At 60.8% G+C, this 19,140-nt stretch carries 11 protein-coding genes; 3 read left to right on the top strand and 8 right to left on the bottom strand.

Features of this window, described 5'->3' with window-relative positions; translation table 11 throughout:
* Positions 1-2 precede the first annotated feature (2 nt).
* Positions 3-980 (top strand): carbohydrate kinase family protein, encoded by a 978-nt coding sequence (locus tag OUZ45_RS02945; RefSeq protein WP_266168426.1) that lies wholly within the window; start codon positions 3-5, stop codon positions 978-980.
* Positions 977-2,194 (top strand): AGE family epimerase/isomerase, encoded by a 1,218-nt coding sequence (locus tag OUZ45_RS02940; RefSeq protein ID WP_266168425.1) that lies wholly within the window; start codon positions 977-979, stop codon positions 2,192-2,194. Before OUZ45_RS02945 ends, OUZ45_RS02940 begins: the two co-directional genes overlap by 4 nt.
* Before the next feature lie 318 nt (positions 2,195-2,512).
* On the opposite strand, the gene OUZ45_RS02935 is transcribed toward OUZ45_RS02940, so the two are convergent.
* From OUZ45_RS02935 to OUZ45_RS02910, 6 genes are all read right to left on the bottom strand, one after another.
* On the bottom strand, positions 2,513-3,553 hold the full coding sequence (locus OUZ45_RS02935) for a hypothetical protein (RefSeq protein WP_266168424.1): 1,041 nt from the start codon (positions 3,551-3,553) through the stop codon (positions 2,513-2,515).
* A gap of 132 nt (positions 3,554-3,685) precedes the next feature.
* Complete coding sequence (locus OUZ45_RS02930) at positions 3,686-4,684, bottom strand: hypothetical protein (RefSeq protein ID WP_266168423.1); 999 nt, start codon at positions 4,682-4,684, stop codon at positions 3,686-3,688.
* 285 nt (positions 4,685-4,969) lie between these two features.
* Entirely contained in the window at positions 4,970-6,673 is a 1,704-nt protein-coding gene (locus OUZ45_RS02925) for a P-loop NTPase fold protein (RefSeq protein ID WP_266168422.1), read from the bottom strand.
* A gap of 564 nt (positions 6,674-7,237) precedes the next feature.
* Positions 7,238-7,780: a single-stranded DNA-binding protein gene (gene ssb / locus OUZ45_RS02920; protein ID WP_266168421.1), complete on the bottom strand. Its 543-nt coding sequence runs from the start codon at positions 7,778-7,780 to the stop codon at positions 7,238-7,240.
* Positions 7,781-8,289: 509 nt separating this feature from the next.
* Entirely contained in the window at positions 8,290-10,191 is a 1,902-nt protein-coding gene (locus OUZ45_RS02915) for a S8 family peptidase (protein ID WP_266168420.1), read from the bottom strand.
* 148 nt (positions 10,192-10,339) lie between these two features.
* Complete coding sequence (locus OUZ45_RS02910; RefSeq protein WP_266168419.1) at positions 10,340-16,678, bottom strand: ESPR-type extended signal peptide-containing protein; 6,339 nt, start codon at positions 16,676-16,678, stop codon at positions 10,340-10,342.
* Positions 16,679-16,712: 34 nt separating this feature from the next.
* On the opposite strand from OUZ45_RS02910, the gene OUZ45_RS02905 reads away from it, so the two are divergent.
* Positions 16,713-17,003, top strand: a complete 291-nt coding sequence (locus OUZ45_RS02905; RefSeq protein WP_266168418.1) for a hypothetical protein — start codon at positions 16,713-16,715, stop codon at positions 17,001-17,003.
* Here OUZ45_RS02905 and OUZ45_RS02900 read toward each other — a convergent pair.
* Both OUZ45_RS02900 and OUZ45_RS02895 read right to left on the bottom strand, forming a co-directional pair.
* Positions 17,000-17,728: a response regulator transcription factor gene (locus OUZ45_RS02900; protein ID WP_266168417.1), complete on the bottom strand. Its 729-nt coding sequence runs from the start codon at positions 17,726-17,728 to the stop codon at positions 17,000-17,002. The genes OUZ45_RS02905 and OUZ45_RS02900 overlap by 4 nt on opposite strands.
* A gap of 370 nt (positions 17,729-18,098) precedes the next feature.
* A complete protein-coding gene (locus tag OUZ45_RS02895; protein ID WP_266168416.1) occupies positions 18,099-19,088 on the bottom strand; it encodes a DedA family protein/thiosulfate sulfurtransferase GlpE in 990 nt (329 codons plus the stop codon).
* Positions 19,089-19,140 lie beyond the last annotated feature (52 nt).

Genomic DNA, 19,140 nt, shown 5'->3' with positions numbered 1-19,140 from the left:
CAATGCCACGCAACATCCTGTGCTTCGGAGAAGCACTGATCGACTTCCATAGCGAAGGCCGCGACCCGCAAGGCTTTCCTCGCAGTTTCGTACCGTTTGCGGGTGGCGCGCCGGCTAATGTCGCCGTAGCGGTGGCTCGCCTGGGCGGGTCGGCAGCGTTCGCCGGCATGCTCGGCCAGGACATGTTCGGCGACTTCCTGCTCGACAGCCTGCATCGCGCGGGCGTGGACACCACCGCCGTGGCGCGCACCGATGAGGCGAACACCGCATTGGCTTTCGTCGCGCTCGACAGTCATGGCGAACGCAGCTTCAGCTTCTATCGCCCGCCCTCGGCCGACCTGCTGTTTCGTCCGACGCATTTCCGTGAGGAAAGCTTTCGCAACGCCGCGGTGTTCCACGTCTGCTCCAATAGCATGACCGAGATGCCCCTAGCCGAGGCCACGCGCGAAGGCATGCGGCGCGCGCAGGCAGCTGGCGCCTGGGTCAGTTTCGATCTCAACTTGCGCCCTGCCCTGTGGCCGCGCGACGCCGACCCGCGCCCCTTGCTGTGGCCGGCACTGCACCTCGCCGATGTGGTGAAGCTCAGCGCAGAGGAATTCGAATGGCTCGCCGTGGATGGCGAAGAGGCCACACTCGAACAGCTCTGGCGCGGGCGCGCGCGTCTGCTAGTAGTCACCGACGGCTCGCGGTCGTTGCGCTGGTTCCATCCCGATGCCGAAGGCGAGATGCCTGTCTATGACGTGCCCAACGTCGACAGCACGGCCGCGGGCGATGCCTTCGTCGGTGGCTTGCTGCATCGGCTGGCCACCTTGGAGCCCGGCAGCGATCAGCTCGATCACCTGGTGAGCGAACTACCCCGCCTGCACGCGATGCTGCGCTTCGCCGCTGCTTGCGGCGCCCTCACTGTGACCCGCCAGGGTTCGTTCGTGGCGATGCCCGACGAAGCCGAAGTGCTTGCTTTCATGGAAACCCACGCATGAACGACGAAACCCCTCCCGACTTCCGCAGCGAAACCTTCCTGCGCGGGCACATCGCGCAAACGATGGCCTTCTACCATCCACACGCGATCGATCCGGCCGGCGGCTTCTTCCACTATTTCAAAGACGACGGCGCGATCTACGATCGTAGCCACCGTCATCTGGTGAGCAGCACGCGCTTCGTCTTCAACTACGCGATGGCATGGCGCGAATTCGAAGACCCGGCCTATCTCGACGCGGCACGCCATGGCCTGCGCTACCTGCGCGAAGTCCATCGCGATTTCAACACGGGGGGTTATGCCTGGACCATCCGCGACGGCAAACCGGAAGACCGCACCAACCACGCCTATGGCGTCGCCTTCGTGCTGCTCGCCTATTCCACTGCCTTGAAGGCCGGCATCGCCGAAGCCGCAGCCTGGATGGACGAAACCTGGAACCTGCTGGAACAGCGCTACTGGGATGCCGACGCCGGCCTCTACCGCGACGAGGCTGACGAGCACTGGAACTTCAGCACCTACCGCGGCCAGAACGCCAATATGCACATGTGCGAGGCGATGCTGGCGGCGTACCAGGCCTGCGACGAACCACGCTATCTGGAACGCGCGCTCACCCTCGCCGATCACATCACGCGTCGCCAGGCCGCCAAGGCGGACGGGCTGGTGTGGGAGCACTACGATGCGCACTGGAACATCGACTGGGATTATCACCGCGACGATCCCAAACACCTGTTCCGCCCGTGGGGCTTCCAGCCTGGCCACCAGACCGAGTGGGCCAAGCTGCTGCTAATCATGGAACCCCTGTTGCTGGAACGCGGCCGCGAGGAAAACTGGTTGGTGCCGACCGCGAAGCATCTGTTCGACACGGCCTTGGCTCGCGCCTGGGACAACGAGCACGGCGGCATCTGCTACGGCTTCGCGCCCGACGGCAGCGTCTGCGACGACGACAAATATTTCTGGGTGCAAGCCGAATCGCTCGCCGCCGCGGCCCTGCTGCGCGCGCGCACCGGCTTGGCCGTGTACGACGAGTGGTACGAGAAACTGTGGGCGTACGCGTGGCAGCACTTCATCGACCATCGCTACGGCGCCTGGTACCGCATCCTCACCCGCGACAACCGCAAGGTCGACGACGAGAAGAGCCCCGCCGGCAAAACCGATTACCACACCATGGGCGCGTGTTATGAGGTGATGGAGTTGGTTCGCGCGGGCGGTGTGCCCTGATAGCCATATCGCGCAGAAACGCACCAAGAAAAAGCCCGCCTTCTGGCGGGCTTTTTTGAATCGGAACGATATGTTCCTCAGAACGGAAGTATTGACAAAATTACATGTAAAGTTACGTAGACAACCTATTTTTAGGTCATTTATCGCACGGGCAAGCGATAAACCTAGTCGTTCACCCGCCCGCCATGGTGATCGTTGATGAAGGTCGCCTCAGCAAAGGAAGGCTTACTGTTGTAGTGGGCATGATGCAGAGCAAGGATCTCAGCACTGTCAGCGTTGCGGTTCCGGACGCCAAGCTTCAGCTTATGGTCAAACGATTCAATCGAGAAAGATGCCAATCGTTTCAGGTCGTCCGGTCTGACAGTAGTACATTGTCTCCATCAGGGGCGACTCAGTGTCGATAGTGGTTTGGATGTCGATGATCGGTCGGCGTGCTGCTCGTGACATGCGACGCAGGAGGCGCTGGTACCAAGCAGGGTGCAGACGATTGATGTCGTGGTTCGTCCTTTCGCCGATGCGGCCGAACATCGAATTGTCCATCCATTGCTTTTCTTCGATGAAGAACTTCATCAGATCGGTTGCATAGCTCATTCTCAGGAATGTACTGATCAAGGTACGCCACGTAAGGAAGTTCCTGTCCATCCGTTTAAGCGCCGGAAGGAAGCTGTCAACCCGGTAGAGAAGCCGCGCAACAAAAATTGCGGAACTAATTGCATTCACGGGAAGAAATGTCCCGATTACCGTGATGGCGCCGGACCTTATAAGTCCATTGGCCACTGAGGCATGCGACCCCGCAAGTGAGAATGTGGAGCACGCGCTGAGTATCACGATCGGAGGAACTCGCGCCACATGCGCAAGATTCCAAACATCCACTTTCTCAGAGACCATCCTCAGCCAGCCATGGCTATCATCGCCTCCGTGGCCGCCGTGGCAATCGAAGACGACGAGTGCCCCCCGGAATCCGTTCAGAGCGGCGATCAATTCCTCCCCATTTTTGACATCGACGAATGTTGTCCTTACTCGCGTAAGGTTGAAACCTTCAATGGCAACTTCCAAGGCATGTCGAATGGGGTCATTGGCACTGAAAGAACGAATGATCAAGATCTCTTCCAGCGCGCTCGATGGGAGGATCATGCCCCCTGCATGGATGCACTGCGTGAGCATCAAGTTACCCGGTGTCATTCCAATGCGGGATAGCTCATGGCGGATCATCAACGGCAGGCCATCGACTCGTAACCATTCAAGCGGTGCGTCCGACACAAGGGTGATGGCCTCGGTGCGTAGTCGGAGGTCATCGAAGATGCGCGGATGAATCACTTCGTGCAGATCTTTGGTGAGCTTTATGTAGTTGCGCTGCAATAGTTGCCGGCCACGGAGATCCGAGCGGTCGGCGTGTCGTTCGATCTCCCGCAGGGTGGCGTTGTGAAGGTTGACTGCGTTCGGAAGCCGAAGGGCCGGCTTCAGTCCGTTTGCGGCGAGTGCCCCGATACCCTACGCAGTGAGGAGCAGTTCGGCTCGGCGCACGGATAACATGACGCTAGCAGTCTCATCTTCATGGGGGTTGATAGTCTCCGGACCTTCGTACGTGAACGTGAAGCCAGAGTATCCCGGGTTCCGGAACACACCATCCTTGATCAGGTCTCGTAGCTCTCGGGACCGGATCTTGCGGAGCAAGTTGTTCCAGAACGCGCTACCGAACGCATACAAATGGCGCACGATCGACGGTGCGTACAGGATCGCATCAGTGGATGAATCGTCGATCAGTTCCCGCGCTCGGTCGGAGGAATCAAGGATCGCCTCGACGTAGGAATCTTTGGCATCTTGTCGAATGCGATCGAAACCTGCATAGGCGTATCCCAAGGACTCGGCCAAGGTCTCATTGGGCCGTGTGACACCAGCCACGCGAGAGGGATGGCGTCCCCCTTGAAATGGCTCCCTAAGACTCAAAGCCCTGATTTCTTCATGGCGTATTGGTGTCAGTCGCGCGAGGAGCGCATCACGAATTGCCGAGTCGAGAAGCTGCGCGGGATGTCCCTGATACCCCTCTATTGCGAGTGCACCATCGACCGACGTCGTCGTTACGAAGATGGGACGCGGGTTCTCTGCAATACCAAGTGCGATCTCGATTTGGGGAGGAAGGCCGAGGATGATCGAGATGACGTTCTTCCCCCTTGGTCTCTTTTGCAATTCCAGAAAAGAAGGCATGCCCACTATCTCGGCGCGCTTGCTAGAAACTGGGCGTCGCAAACCTGGCAGCGCTTCGGGGGGCGCAAAGATCTCCATGGGCGACGCAGGCAGCACCGAGAGTAGCCGGATCAAGTCGGAGAACACCGGAATGGCAATGTCGAGGCTGAAGCCTTGGAACGGCGTATACCCATCGTCACGCGCAGGAGTCAGAAGCCAATAGCTTAGGTACGGAAGGTCAGAAGCCAGATCATCGGAGCCGACATTGTCCAGTTGGGTGAGATTAGCCAGCAGTTCGTCGTCCATGGAGGCTGTTTCGTACCTGATTGATTTGATAGATGCACTCTGCGAGCGGCGCGGCAAGACCGTATGCGATCGAGAGGCTGGATTTCCCGCTGAAGGGATACCGCCCTGGTGACACTGGCTGACCTGTCTTCTGTTGCTGAGATTCTCTATCGAGGCGCTGCCAGCGATCGCTCACGCTGATCGTGATCCCTCCCGCTGGTCGTGATCGTTGTTGCTGGTGATGCTTAGATCTCTTGGGGTCGATCTTTCCACTACTCGTGATCGTGAGCGCTGGTCCTGTCGTAGTTAGGTTGCTCGCTCTTGATCGAGAAGCGACAAGAGCTTTCCGTCCTCAAAGAGCACTCGGATGAGCTTGCCTAGTCGCCCAGAGGAAGGGTCAGCGCAAATTCCTCTACATGCCTCGATGAAGCGCTCAGTCGCCGTGCCGAAGTGCTCACTATAAGTTGATGGATGCGCGCACATCTCGATAAGTTGAGACATGAACAGTTTGAACTTGTCGATGTCTAGCGTCCGAATGGCCACTTCGAAATCTTGAACTGTCGCGCCTCTAAGCGCTAACGTCTGACGCGTTCCCCACGATCGGTGGACTGCAATGCGTTCGCATGCATCGTACAAAGTGGTTTCTGCTTGAATCTCGTTGGCGAGAGCCTCGAATTCCGCTTTGATGCGCGGATGTAACTTTCGAGACAAGAAGTCCCGCTCCGGGGCGCCGCGATCTGGCTTCGAGGAAAATGCGGTGAGCCAGTTATCAAGCATGAGATTCCCGACCTCCTCTCCGCCAGGAAACTCGCTGATGAGGTCGTGTATCCACGTCACTGTGTAAGGGTCAATCCTACTAGCTTCGGCCGCCAAGCTCCGCGCCTCGGCCACAAGCGCTTCTTCGGTCAGATTGTGATGCCAAAGGGCATGCTCGCGAAATTCATGGACGCGCTGATGAGTTTCCATCAACTCTGTTTCGGCAACATACCGATCAATGATGACTCCTACTGCAGAAGCGTCTAAGAGGCCGGTTTCGAGATAGTCCACAACGAGCATTTCGTATTCATCGGTCGAATTGATGCCGAGCTGGTGTAGCAGCGACCTCCACTGGGTACGGTGCTTGTTTTCGTGAGCATCTTCGGTCGAATCTGCGTTAGTTACTTCCTCATCTCTTGGCGAACCGGCTCGTAACACGAAGTCGAAGGTTGGTCCGTTCTCAATTCCCCTGTAGTAGATAGACGCTAGTAGGGTCGTAGAGGGAATGATGCGGCCGAGTACCGACGCTGGAAGATGGATTCTGTCACCCAAAATGCGGTTGATGGCGCGGATAACCTTTCGGACTATTCGTATGTTGGTTAGATCACACGTTTCGACAGCCTCTTTGATAGGTCTGCCGTAATGTGTCGGCGTAGAGCTTGCGGCGATGTCAAAGGCTTCGCCGGGCGACGTATCCAACTGAATTTCTTGATCGATTACTTTTTCACGAAGTTTTTCCCACATTGCCTTATCTGAAAGCTGGTCGCTATTCAGAATAAGGACAAGTCTCGTTCCGTAGAGTTGGGTAACCTCGTCGATAAAACCAAGAATTTCGTCGATGCTGAGTTTCTCATGCTTCCTTTCGATGTCATCCAAGACTAGAAAGCGATTCTTGAGAATTGAAGGCACGGCAAGTAGCGCGAGGTCATCAAGCGCCGAAAAACCCTTATGAAATGAGGTTGCCAACTTCTTAAAGCCGGCAATGGCAGCATCTACCCTCTGCCACATCGCGCGATTTGCGTCAGCGTTAGGGACGGCGCTCTGGACAATTTTCACCTTGAGTTGGTTCATGTCTGCCACGCCAAATAGCGAGACATAGAGCGCCCTGGTGACTTCCGGTTCTTTTGATTCGCCCTTTACGTCCTGCCATAGATGGCTCTTCCCGGTTCCCCATTTTCCAGTCAGTGCAATGACCTTGTTATCCGGGTCGTTTAAGGCATCAATGAGTTGGGGCTTCGTTGACCACAGTGACATGCGCAGACCTCTGAAGACCGGGGCGGCTCCAGTTTACGACGACCGCTGGGCGGCAGTGTTGGGCACGGCAGGCTCCCCAAGGGATGGCTTCGACTAGTTCGCGCGGCCGAATTCATAGGCGGACCTGATGGTTCCGCCCTTGTGAGTACAGGCATGCGAGCCACGGCAGGGTGTTAGAGATACTCCTTGCCCACCGATAGAGCACCGTTAGCTCACGTAGATTCCTGGAAAGCGTGTTTTCGGAGCGGTCATAACGTTTGAGCACCCATTCATTCGGAGCCACCATAGGCAAGTCAGCATCATCGAGAAGTATGGGAATCTGTTGCCCGCTCGGATGCCTTAAGGTCTCAACTCTCACGTCACCAACTTCACAAGGATGTTGGCCACACTTTTATCTTGACAGTTTAAATTTCCGCAAGTCTTTTCCTTGGAAAAAGACAAAAGAAAGCCGCGCCCCAATCTTACAAATCAGGGCGCGGCTTCATACGACACAAATCATTGATTCAGAAGATCAAAGCCTCGCACGGCGACCTTCTCAACCTAACAATCTAAAGTTCATCAAGGTCAGAACGGAATATCGTCGTCGTCGAAGCTGTTGTTCTCGATCGGAGGCGGTGCGGACTGGCGCTGCTGGTTGCCGTAGTCGCCGCCACTGCGCTGCTGCTGACCGCCACCACCGTAACCGCCACCACTTTGGCGCTGACCGCCGCCCTGGGGGCGCTCGCGGTATCCACCGCCGCCACCGCCACCACCACTCGCGCCGCCGGCTTCGCCGCCGCCGAGCATCTGCATCTCGCTGCCGATGATGTCGGTGGTGTAGCGCTCGACGCCGTCTTTGTCGGTGTACTTGCTGGTGCGTAGCGAGCCTTCGATATAGACCTGGCGGCCCTTCTTCAGATATTCGCCAGCGATCTCGCCGAGCTTGCCGAACAGCACCACGCGGTGCCACTCGGTGCGATCCTGCTTTTCGCCGGTCTGCTTGTCGGTCCACTGCTCGGACGTCGCCAGACGCAGGTTGGTGATCGCGGTACCGCTGCCGGTGTAGCGCGTCTCGGGGTCCGCGCCGAGGTTGCCGACCAGAATGACTTTGTTGATGCCGCGTGCCATGGGTTTTGTTTCCTGTGTCTCAAGCTAGTTATTGTCACAGCGCTGGAAGAACCAGTGCGACGCATGACGTCGACACGGTTAAGGCATGTGACCATGCAGGTGAGTGCAACCGGTTGATTATAGCTGGCTTAGGGTGGCCTTACCCACCCCTGCCTGCGCCGCTGAGGTAACGGCCGCACCCTGCCTGAACGCGCTCGGCGAGATTGCCGTAAGTCGCTGATAGTCAACGAGGGAGCTGGTCCGCCAAGTCGCCACGGAGGCAAACGGCAGGCCCATCCGCGGCTGGTGTAGTCGCTACCGGCAGGATCGGGCCCAGCCTCACATCTTAAATAGCTTGCGTACCCGCGCCGAGTCGGCCGCTCCGCTTTGTTCAAAGGGAAGGAAGTACTTGAGCTGCCATTGCTCGGTCCGCATCGCCTCCTCGTAGTCATCTACGCTTTTCATCAGCACCACACACCAAAAAGCCCCCGACTCGCGCCGGGGGCTTTCGTTCTTCGGAGACCGATAACTCAGTTGGTGTATGTCGCCAACACGGAGACGTTACCGAAGGCTTGCGCACCGTACACGCGGATGTAGTACGTCGTCGTCTTCGGCTGAACGATCACCACGGCTTCATTGTTGCCCGGCTTGGCCGAGGTGAAGTCGGCACCTTCGCCTTCCGTCCCTGGCAGGGCGCCGGCCTTCACAAACAACGTGACGTCCCCGGTGCCGCCCAGGGTGCGGATGTTGAGATTGCGAGCACCGGCAGGCACGTTGATCGAGTACACCGAAGATGCATAGGTGCCACCCGCCTGATTGCCCAGCAGCACACCCTTGGTCAGTGCAGTGACTGGTTCGACTCCACCATCGTCATTGCCCAGCGCCTTGTTGACAGCGGCATAGGCATCGACGATGCCGGCGCCGATCGGCCTGTCAGTGGCAGCCGGGAAGCGACGCGCTGTGCTGGTGAGAAGTGCCCTGATCTCGGCCGGTGTCGGCGCGGCCTTCCGCGCTTCCTGCGTAGCGCTCAAAATCATCGCCACCGTGCCGGCAACGTGAGGAGATGCCTGCGAGGTGCCAGCCATGCCGCCGTAGCCCGCATCGCCCGGCACGGTCGTGCCCTCGTTAATGGTTGACCACACGAATCCCGTGTTGATTGGCGTGCCATTGCTGCCATCGTTCGGATACACGCCACCACCCGGCGCCGAAAGGGTGACGCCCGCGCCGTAGTTGGAATAGAACGCACGCTTGCCGGCAATGCCGTTGGAGGCCACCGCGATCACGCCGGGGCAATTGGCCGGCGAGAAATCGGCTGCGTCCGCATTGCTGTTGCCGGCTGCCACCACCACCGTGGTGCCACGACTGATCGCACCGGCAATCGCCTGGCCGGTAACGCTGCCGGCCGAGCAGGAGCCAGAACCCCCCAGGCTCATATTGATGACCCGTGCTGGATGCTGGTTGTCCGGCACACCGTCTACTTGGCCACCCGAAGCCCAAACGATGGCATCCGCGATGTCGGAGGTGTAACCACCGCAATGGCCGAGCACGCGCACCGGCAACACCTTGGCCTTGTATGCGATACCGGCCATGCCTTCACCGTTGTTGGTGAGTTCGGCGATGGTGCCGGACACGTGGGTGCCGTGCCAGCTGCTGTTGTCTGCGGACGAGCCAGGACCGCATTGGCCTGCCGTGGTCCAGTCGCCCAGGTCCCAGCCGCCCGGCGCGCGGTCATCGCTGTCGCGGCCGGACACGGTGGCATCGGAAATGAAGTCGTAGCCGGCATCGGCCAACGACAGATCGAGATCCGGATGTTGCGTGATACCGGTGTCGATCACGGCCACGGTCACACCGGTACCGTCGGCAAGATCCCAGGCATTGTTGATGTTGGCGCCGCCGGTCGGATCGCTGAAATGCCACTGGTACTTCGCGTAGTACGGATCGTCAGGCGTGAATGTCTGCGGGGTGGCATTCGTCGGTGCAGCGATGTCGCGTACCGCGCGCATCATCACGTCCGGTTCCACATGGGACACCGCCGGGTCGGCAGCGATCTGCTGCATGAGGGCGTTGGCTTCGGTCTGATTGAGGTTGCGCGAAGTACGCACCAGCTCCGCACCGATCGCCAGCTTGCGTAGATGCGACACGCTGAGCGGCGCCGTGGTAGCGCCGGTGGCCAAACGCGTGGCGCCGTCGAGGCCGGCACGGCTCACGGCGGCCTTCACGTTCTGCAACGCGGCTTTGCTGTCCCGCTGCTCGGTGGTGCCATTGCGATAGGTAACGATGAAGCGGTTGTAGCTTTCAGTCGTCTGCGTGCTGGACGGCGCCTTGGGCATGGCCAGCTTCGGAGCATCGGCGGCATGAATGGCCGGAACGACCAAAGCCAATGCCGCGGCCGTAGCGATGGCGCGGATGCGGAAGGAACGGGGTGACTTCATGTACGGCTCCTTGAGGAACATGAGTAGGGTTTTCCCTGCCCGGAAGGTGAAAAACCGACAGACGGCCGCCATGCCCTGGATGGCATGGCGGCGTGAGGAAAAACGAAGGAACTCCCTCTCCCCTCCAACGGAGAGGGAGCGTGTTGCCTTACCAGCCGAAGCTGACGCCGACCGTGCCGCTGGATTCACCACCACCAGCGACGGAGCCACCCAGCAAGATCGCGCCATTGCCCGGGATGCGCGCGGCATAACCCACTGCCAACGCACCCTGACCGCGATAGCCACCGACGGCCGCACTGACGCGGTTATCGGTGCCTGGAGCTGCCGCAATAGCGCCCGCCATACCGGCCATCGCCGTACCCATCGCACCGACGCGGTTCAAGCGGGTGTCGAGGGTGCTGAAGCGCGTATTGACGTCGGACTTGAAGGCATTGAAGTCCGAGTTGCTCACCAGGTTGGCGGTCTTCTGGTCGGTGTACGACTTGGCGTCGGTGAGCGTCTGCTGGGCCGTCGAGTCGGTATAGGACTTGGCCGTCACCAGCGCTTCGTCCACCTGGCTGACATTGGCCGCGTCGGTCGGGGCCACACCGTTGGCGACGTTGCTGACGATGGCCGGTGCCGCCGCTGGAGCAACAGCAGTCGGTGTTTCGACCACGGGTGCCGTCGTCGGCTTGTCCGCCGGGTTAGGCGTCGATGCAAATGAATGCCCATCCTCCAGCTGACCCACGCGATAGTCCAGCGAACCGAAGGCACCATCCAGTGCACTTAGCGCGTCGCCTACGTTGTAGTAGGAGCTGCCCTGGATGATGTAGTTCGGTGCCACCAGACCGGCGCTTGTCATGTACGCACCGCCGCCCAGCAGCTGGGCCGTCTGATCGCCGAGGTTGAACAGCTGACTGCCGTTGACGGCTTCGCTGCTGCTTGCGCTCAGCTTGCCGCTGGCCACATTGCCGATCACCGTGCCACCCGAGCCTTCCAGCGTGATCCTCGACTTGCTGGCATCGTCGTACTTCACCGCATTGGCCAGATCGCCGCCGACACCTTCGATGGCCGTGTTCAACTGCTTCACGTTGACGGCATCGGTATCAGCCGAGCCAGCTGCCACGTTGGTGATCTGACGCTCGTTGCCGGCACTGCCGACAGAGACGGTGTGGGCGCGATCGGCGATGGAGAAGCTGCCAAGGGCGACGGAGTCGTCTGCCCGTGCTTCGCTCATCGCGCCCAACGCGACTCCCTGTTTGCCGAAGGCCTGCGCACCGGCACCCAGTGCCACGCTTTCGGTGCCAGCCGCCCAGGTGATTTGGGCCAAACCGCCGTCACTGCCAGACTTACCGCCGATGGCGACCGCGCCAAAGGAGCTCGCCTGAGCCGCCGTGCCAATGGCCACCGCATGAGTCGCCCTGGCTAAGCTTTCCGTACCGACAGCGATCGAGCCTTCCGCGAGTGCCCAGGATTTGCTGCCAAGCGCCAGCGCGAAGGTATTCGCCGCTTGCGCATTGGCTCCGTAGGCAGTGGCGCCAAGACCACCGGCATTGCTGAATGCGCCGGTGGCCGTCCCCCAATCGCCACCCGCATGGCTGTCCGCACCGATGGCTGTGCTGTTCAAACCGGAGGCTGAACTCATGCTTCCGATGGCCAGCGACTGTTCACCACTGGCGTGTGATCCCGCACCGATCGACGTCGCATGCGAGCCCGAGGCATGACTGTCACTGCCTACGGCAATCGCAAAATCGCCGTCTGCGATAGCGTCGTCGAACAGGCCGGTAACGCCATTGGCCTTGAAGTACTTGCTGGTGGCGTTACCTTCAGCAGCGACTGCATCCAGCTGCGACTTGTTCACCGCATCGGTGGCTTCGGTGCCAGCCGCTACGTTGGTGATTTGACGGTTGATGCCTCTGATATCGCTACCTACCGATACCGTGTTGTCGCGCGTGGTGGTCGAGTTGTAACCAATCGCCGTCGAGCCAGAGGCAACGGCCTGCGCCCCCGCACCCACTGCGGTGGCATGGTCAACAGCCGCGACCGAAGCCGCACCCAGGCTGACGCTGTCCGCACCGTTGGCCATTGCGCTGGCTCCCAGGGCAACCGCATTACGTCCGGTTGCTATCGTGGATTCCAGAAAGCCCACCTCACCCGGCGGTGGCACGTAGATGCCACCGATCGCAACCGCACCGTCGGCGCCGGCAATGGCGGTATGGCCCAGGGCAATCGAGTCTTCGCCACCGCTATTAGCACGAGCGCCCACGGCCAGGCCGTAGTTGCCACTGGCATAAGATTCAGCACCGAAGACCGTGGCTGCATTGCCGATGGCCATCGCCCCCACACCTACTGCCGTCGTGAAATCGCCGTCGGCCAAGCTACCTGTGCCGAAGGCTGATGCGTAGTAACCGTTCGCCGCAGCACCAAGACCCATCGCCATCGACGCCCAGCCGCTGGACATCGCGTTGGAACCGATCGCAATCGCGTTGTAGTTCGAGGCGTTGGCACCGTCGCCAATGGCCAGCGACTGTTCACCACTGGCGTGTGATCCCGCACCGATCGCCGTCGCATGCGAACCCAAGGCCTGGCTGTTACTGCCTACGGCAATCGCACGGTCGCCATCGGCGATAGCGTCGTCGAACAGGCCGATAACGCCATTGGCTTTGAAGTACTTGCTGGTGGCGTGGCCTTCGGCAGCGACTGCATCCAGCTGCGACTTGTTCACCGCATCGGTGGCTTCCGTGCCAGCTGCCACGTTGGTGATCTGTCGCTGTAGTGCCGGATGCTCAACGCCATAGCCGTCGGTCCAGGTCGCCGAAGCGCCAACCGAAACCGTGTTCGCGCGATCCGCATACGAACCCGAACCCAGTGCTACCGCGTTGTCCGCACCGTAAGCCACTTCGCTGCTTTCGCCGATGGCGGTGCCATTGTTGCCAAAGCTGAAGGCATTGGCGCCGATTACCGTGCTCTGCGGCGCCCAGGCGGCGATATAGCCACCGGCACCCACAACAGTGCCTCGGTAGGCACCCGCTGATGCACCGGAGCCGACAGCGGTGATCTGATCGACTACGTAGCCACGACTGCCCGCACCGGCACCCAGCGCCGTCGAGTTGTTACCTAGCGCCGATGCACCCGCACCAGCGGCGAGCGTGTTGTAACCGATGGCAGAGCTAGCGCCACCCACAGCGGTGGAGAACCTGCCTGTCGACCGACTGCCCCAACCCAAGGCAATCGTGCCCGTGCTTGAAGCGTGCGCACCTTCGCCGATGGCGATGCCGCGTGCGCCATCCGCCGCGGCGCCAAGACCCATCGCCATCGACGCCCAGCCGCTGGACACCGCGTTGGAACCGATCGCAATCGCGTTGTAGTTCGCGGCGTTGGCATCGTCGCCAATGGCCAGCGACTGTTCACCACTGGCGTGTGATCCCGCACCGATCGCCGTCGCATGCGAACCCAAGGCCTGGCTGTTACTGCCTACGGCAATCGCACGGTCGCCATCGGCGATAGCGTCGTCGAACAGGCCGATAACGCCATTGGCTTTGAAGTACTTGCTGGTGGCGTGACCTTCAGCAGCGACTGCATCCAGCTGCGACTTGTTCACCGCATCGGTGGCTTCCGTGCCAGCCGCCACGTTGGTGATCTGTCGCTGTAGTGCCGGATGCTCAACGCCATAGCCGTCGGTCCAGGTCGCCGAAGCGCCGACCGAAACCGTGTTCGCGCGATCCGCATACGAACCCGAACCCAGTGCTACCGCGTTGTCCGCACCGTAAGCCACTTCGCTGCTTTCGCCGATGGCGGTGCCATTGTTGCCAAAGCTGAAGGCATTGGCGCCAATCGCCGTGCTCTGTGGCGCCGCGATATAGCTATCGGCACCCACAACGGTGCCCCGGAAGGCATTCGCTACTGCATTGGAGCCGACAGCGGTGATCTGATCGACGGTGATGGAACTACCCGCTCCGGCACCCAGCGCCGTCGCGTTGTTGCCTAGCGCCGTTGCACCTGCACCGGCGGCAAGCGTGCTGTAGCCGGTGGCATAGGCAGCACCACCCAGAGCGGTAGAGTACATGCCCGTCGACTGGCTGCCCCATCCCATGGCAGTGCCCATGGTTGAAGCGTGCGCACCTTCGCCGATGGCGATGCCGCGTGCGCCATCCGCCACGGCGCCAAGACCCATCGCCATCGACGCCCAGCCGCTGGACACCGCGTTGGAACCGATCGCAATCGCGTTGTAGTTCGCGGCGTTGGCATCGTCGCCAATGGCCAGCGACTGTTCACCACTGGCGTGTGATCCCGCACCGATCGCCGTCGCATGCGAGCCCAGGGCCTGACTGTCACTGCCTACGGCAATCGCACGGTCGCCATCGGCGATAGCGTCGTCGAACAGGCCGACAACGCCATTGGCCTTGAAGTACTTGCTGGTGGCGTGACCTTCGGCAGCGACTGCATCCAGCTGCGACTTGTTCACCGCATCGGTGGCTTCCGTGCCAGCTGCCACGTTGGTGATCTGACGCTCGCTGCCGGCACTGCCGACCGAGACGGTGTGGGCGCGATCGGCGACCGAGAAATCACCCAGGGCAATCGCATTGTCCGCCGTCGTGTAGCTCATCGCACCGAGTGCGACGGCATGTTCGCCGAAGGCTCGGGCACCAGCGCCCACGGCCACGCTTTCGGCACCATCCGCCCATGTACTGCGGATCACATTGCCTCTACCGGCATAAATGCCACCGATAGCGACCGCCGAATCGGCAGAAGCTAGCGTCCACGTACCTATAGCCAACGCGTTCTGCGCACCACTGGCGACACCCGCGAGCGTGCCCATAGCCAGTCCATTGAGCGCGTTCTTTCCGACATAGGCGACCGTGCCGATGGCCAGACCACCCGAAGCGCCGTCGCCGATACCAGCTAGCGTACCGATGGCAGTGCCACCTTTCGCATTTGCGCCGACGTTGCTATTCCACCCTTGAGCGATGGAATAATCGGAACTCGCCGTGGCGCCGTTGCCCATCGCAATACCGTTCTCGCCGGTTGCCACGCTGCCGTAACCGATGGCGTTGGCGAAGTCACCCATAGCCACCGCCCCGTTACCAAACGCGGAAGCGCCGGTGCCGCTGGCATAACTGGTGCCGCCAACAGCGGTGGCATAGTCGCCGTCGGCCAGGGCTTGATCACCCAACGCCAGACCTTGCTGACCATTAGCGTTACTGCTTCCACCGATGGCGATAGCGCCGTCGGAAACAGCGGCAGATGTATCACCGATAGCAATGGATGCCTTACCGAGCGCCCAGGCGTCATGACCCGTAGCCACACTGAAGTCGCCGATCGCAGCGCTGTAAGCACCATTCGCCACACTGGCCGCGCCGTAACCGATCGCGCTGAAGCCAGCAGCCAAGCTGCCCGGGCCGACCGCGTTAGCCATGCCACCCACCGCGGTGGAGCCGGTGCCCGAGGCCGCACTCAATGCACCTAGTGCCGTAGCGGCCTGATCAGCGTCAGCCACAGCGCTGGCGCCAACCGCGGTATTACCAAAACCCCACGATTGCGCGCTTTGACCAACGGCAACCGAGGCGTCCCCAAAGGCCATCGCATTCTGACCGAAGGCCGAACTGCCGATGCCACTGGCCGAGCTGTCTCCACCAACCGCGGTAGCCGCATTGGCGGTCGCCTGACTGTTACGGCCCACAGCAATCGCGCCGTTACCGTTAATCACCGCATCGTCGCTGCCGTCGTGCGCGCCATCGGCCTTGAAGTAGTGTTGCGCGTCGCTGACGCTGTCACTGACAGCGTCGAGCTGTGACTTGTTCACTGCGTCGGTCGCTTGAGTACCGGCGGCGACGTTCGCGATCTGACGCTCGTTGCCGGCGGAGCCGACAGAAACGGTATTGACGCGATTGGCGATGGAGCCGGCACCCAGCGCCACGCTGTTGTCGGCCTGTGCCTGGCTGCGCGAGCCCACAGCCGTGCCATTGGTGGCCGCATCGAGCACACGCGAGTCATAACCTACGGCGGTAGCCGCGTTGGAGCGTGCCTGCGCATTCGCACCGACTGCCGTTGCGGTGGCCTGCAAGGCCTGGGCGTTTGTGCCCAACGCGGTCGTATTGGTTTCCGCTGCCTTCGCGTTGCTACCAAAAGCGGAGGCGCTGACCTTCAACGCTTTGGCGTTGCCGCCGACGGCGGTGGTGCCTGCGCCCATAGCCTGGCTGTCATGACCGATGGCCGTGGCATTGGCTCCTGTCGCGGTGCCGCCACCCGTGGCAAAACTACCGTCCGGGTTCGGCTGACCATCGCTCGCCGATTCGGGTGTCACGGTGGTGTCCGCCGCCAATTTCGCGACCTGGTTATCGGTGGCATGCACGCCAGCGGCGGCCACACCGAAGGTCAGCGCGACTGCGCCCACGGCAGCGCGCAACCGACGAGAGGCGCCGCCTTTGCCATTCGCACGCGCAAATTCCGATGCCACAACCAGCATCCCCAACGACTTGTTCCAAACCTTGCTAAAAATCCTGTTCACGCCATCTCTCCTGCTGATTAACGGGGCTTACGACATGCCCCTGCATGTCATCCGAATGTTTCATCCGGTCGCCCACAATGCAGAGAAGTCGATTGACGCATCCTTCGATGACCTCAACCTTTTGGGTGTCTGGATGTCCAAACACTCAACCTCTCCGTTCCCGCAAGCAGAATCGATCAGCCCACAAGGCAAGTCACTCACGCCGCCTTCCCATACCTCCGCGTACTTCACCAAAGGGAAGAAGAAGACAGACACGATCATCCGACGCACCATCCATTTGATGCTGCGCGCGGAACTGAAGAAAGCGTTATGCGGCGTGCGTTAGCCGGTCGACTGCGCTCTGAAGCAGTAACCAGAGCCACGCACGGTTTGAAGAGGAAAAGTCTCAGCGCTCAGGCAAGCCATTTTTCTTCGCAAGCGATGAATGAGCCTATCGAGCCGCGGCGAATCGAGCGAATGAGATTTTTCGGCGAGCGCGGCGAGTAGCGCCTCGCGTTCGAGCGTTTCGCCGTTGGCGTCGACCAACAGCCTCATGAGGCAACGCTCCAGATGCGTCAAACGAATGCATTCGCTCTTGGGTGAGGTGATGTGCCACCCATCACTACTCAACCGCCATGGGCGAAAAGAGGGTTGTGTCTTGTGCTGCATTCGAATGCGGCGCGTAAGACTCAGCAGCGTGGCCGCCAGAATTTCAGCATCGACTGGTCGTGAAAAATAAGCATCCGCACCACTATTGAGTGCATGAACGCGCGTTGCGCTCGTGTCGATATCGGCGAGTACGACAATGCCACCCGATGTGGATTCGCGAAGTTGTCGAATCCAGTCGTTATCAGAAACGGAAGATCGGTCCGCCATAAGCATGATGACGCTGAACGCGTCCATCGACGGCGCTTGACTGAACTTTCCGATATCGATTTCAGACACGGCGAAACCGTAGTCGATGAGTGAATGCATCAGCGTCAGGTCATCAGGCTCAATGCGCGATCCGATCGGGACAACGCCGAGTGAAGCGGACATCGCCACCAACCCCTGGGGCATCCATTGAGTCATCCGTATTTCCCCTGGCGGTTATTTGCGCAATAGATCAGATCGAACGCCGATCCATCGTCTCCAACACGCAGGCAACATGGTCCCTGCGTCATGGACGTGAGACCTTCAAGGGTTAGACCGGTCCAAGCCATAGGACTGACCTGAAATCTGTGCACTGCTGTCCATGGCGTGATCAAACAGGGCCGCACCGGGGCGATGCCCAAAATGGAGGCCTATCCGTCGTTAGAGGCCTGCCCGCGCATGCTCGCCAACAGCGATGCTCTGCTAGGGACCCTCTGATCTATTCCACGTAGGCGGCATGATCTCCAGAGGGCGCCCGCAGCGCCATTCGAAGCGAAGTGCCGGTTCGGTCGGCACCTGCCGGATTGCCTCAGGCCGCGTTCTGCGTCGGCAGGCTTTCAGCCAGAGCATCGGCCTGGTCGGATGACAACCGGTGGATGGTGTAACCCGCCGCTTCCCAGGCATCCAATCCGCCTAGCAGAGGACGCACGCGACGATAACCCTGCTGCATGAGACTCTTGGCGGCAACGGCGGCGGAAGCTTCGTTGGGACAGTTGCAATAGATGATCAGCTCGGCGTCGAGCGGAATATCGTGCACGGTGCGGTCGATGCCGGAGATGTCAGCCAGCAGGGCGCCGGGAATGATGCGTGTGTCCACCAGCCGCGCCGCCTGCGAACGGACGTCGATCACTACCGGCAGCGGCTCCTCTTCGATGGCCTGTGCGAGTTCGTCCACGGTGATGCGCGCCATGCGCAGCGAGACCAGCAGGCGGTGGCGCTGCCACCATTTGGCCAGGATGTAGAGCGCCAGCAGGCTGCCGACCAGTTCGAGCGCGATGGTGCCGGCATTGCCCAGCGCGTCGAGCACCTTGTCGATTTCCGGCGCCAGCGCATAACCGAGCCCCACGGCCACGCCGAGCCAGAGCAGCGAGCCAAGCCCATCCAGGACCACGAACGCCATGGGGCGCAGCCCCAGTGCGCCCACCAGCGGCGGCGCCACGGTGGATAGCCCGGGCACGAACTTCGCCACCAGCAACACTTGCCCGCGCCAGCGCTGGAAGCGCAGTTCGGACTGCTTCACACAGGAATCGGGAGACAGCGAGACGCGGCAGATAGTGCGCATCACCCCGGAACCGAAGCGGCGCCCCGCCCAGTACCAAGCCAAGTCGCTGATCAGACAGGCCAGCAAGGCCACACCCAACACGCCGGCCAGCGGCAACTGCCCGTTCGAGGTGAGGGCACCGGCCACCACTAGAGTGGGTACGGCAGGTACCGGCGCGCCGGCCTGCTCCACCAACACATTGAGGAAGACGAGAATCAGCCCGTACTGGGCCAGCAACGCAATGATTTCATGAGCCATCGGACCGCACCCCAGCACCCGGTTCCGCGCCATCGAGGATGCTCATCATTGG

The sequence above is a fragment of the Dyella subtropica genome (genome assembly GCF_026283965.1).
In the GTDB taxonomy this organism is placed as follows: Bacteria; Pseudomonadota; Gammaproteobacteria; order Xanthomonadales; family Rhodanobacteraceae; genus Dyella_D; species Dyella_D subtropica.
The sequence above is the reverse complement of the archived record's forward strand: the minus strand, read 5'-3'. Positions and strand labels throughout refer to the sequence as shown.

Excerpts from the sequence above, each read along its gene's own strand:
- OUZ45_RS02945 (WP_266168426.1), top strand. The coding sequence starts at position 3 with ATGCCACGCAACATCCTGTGCTTCGGAGAAGCACTGATCGACTTCCAT.
- OUZ45_RS02940 (WP_266168425.1), top strand. The coding sequence starts at position 977 with ATGAACGACGAAACCCCTCCCGACTTCCGCAGCGAAACCTTCCTGCGC.
- OUZ45_RS02930 (WP_266168423.1), bottom strand. The coding sequence starts at position 4,684 with ATGGACGACGAACTGCTGGCTAATCTCACCCAACTGGACAATGTCGGC.
- OUZ45_RS02925 (WP_266168422.1), bottom strand. The coding sequence starts at position 6,673 with ATGTCACTGTGGTCAACGAAGCCCCAACTCATTGATGCCTTAAACGAC.
- ssb (WP_266168421.1), bottom strand. The coding sequence starts at position 7,780 with ATGGCACGCGGCATCAACAAAGTCATTCTGGTCGGCAACCTCGGCGCG.
- OUZ45_RS02915 (WP_266168420.1), bottom strand. The coding sequence starts at position 10,191 with ATGAAGTCACCCCGTTCCTTCCGCATCCGCGCCATCGCTACGGCCGCG.
- OUZ45_RS02905 (WP_266168418.1), top strand. The coding sequence starts at position 16,713 with ATGCCCCTGCATGTCATCCGAATGTTTCATCCGGTCGCCCACAATGCA.
- OUZ45_RS02900 (WP_266168417.1), bottom strand. The coding sequence starts at position 17,728 with ATGACTCAATGGATGCCCCAGGGGTTGGTGGCGATGTCCGCTTCACTC.
- OUZ45_RS02895 (WP_266168416.1), bottom strand. The coding sequence starts at position 19,088 with ATGGCTCATGAAATCATTGCGTTGCTGGCCCAGTACGGGCTGATTCTC.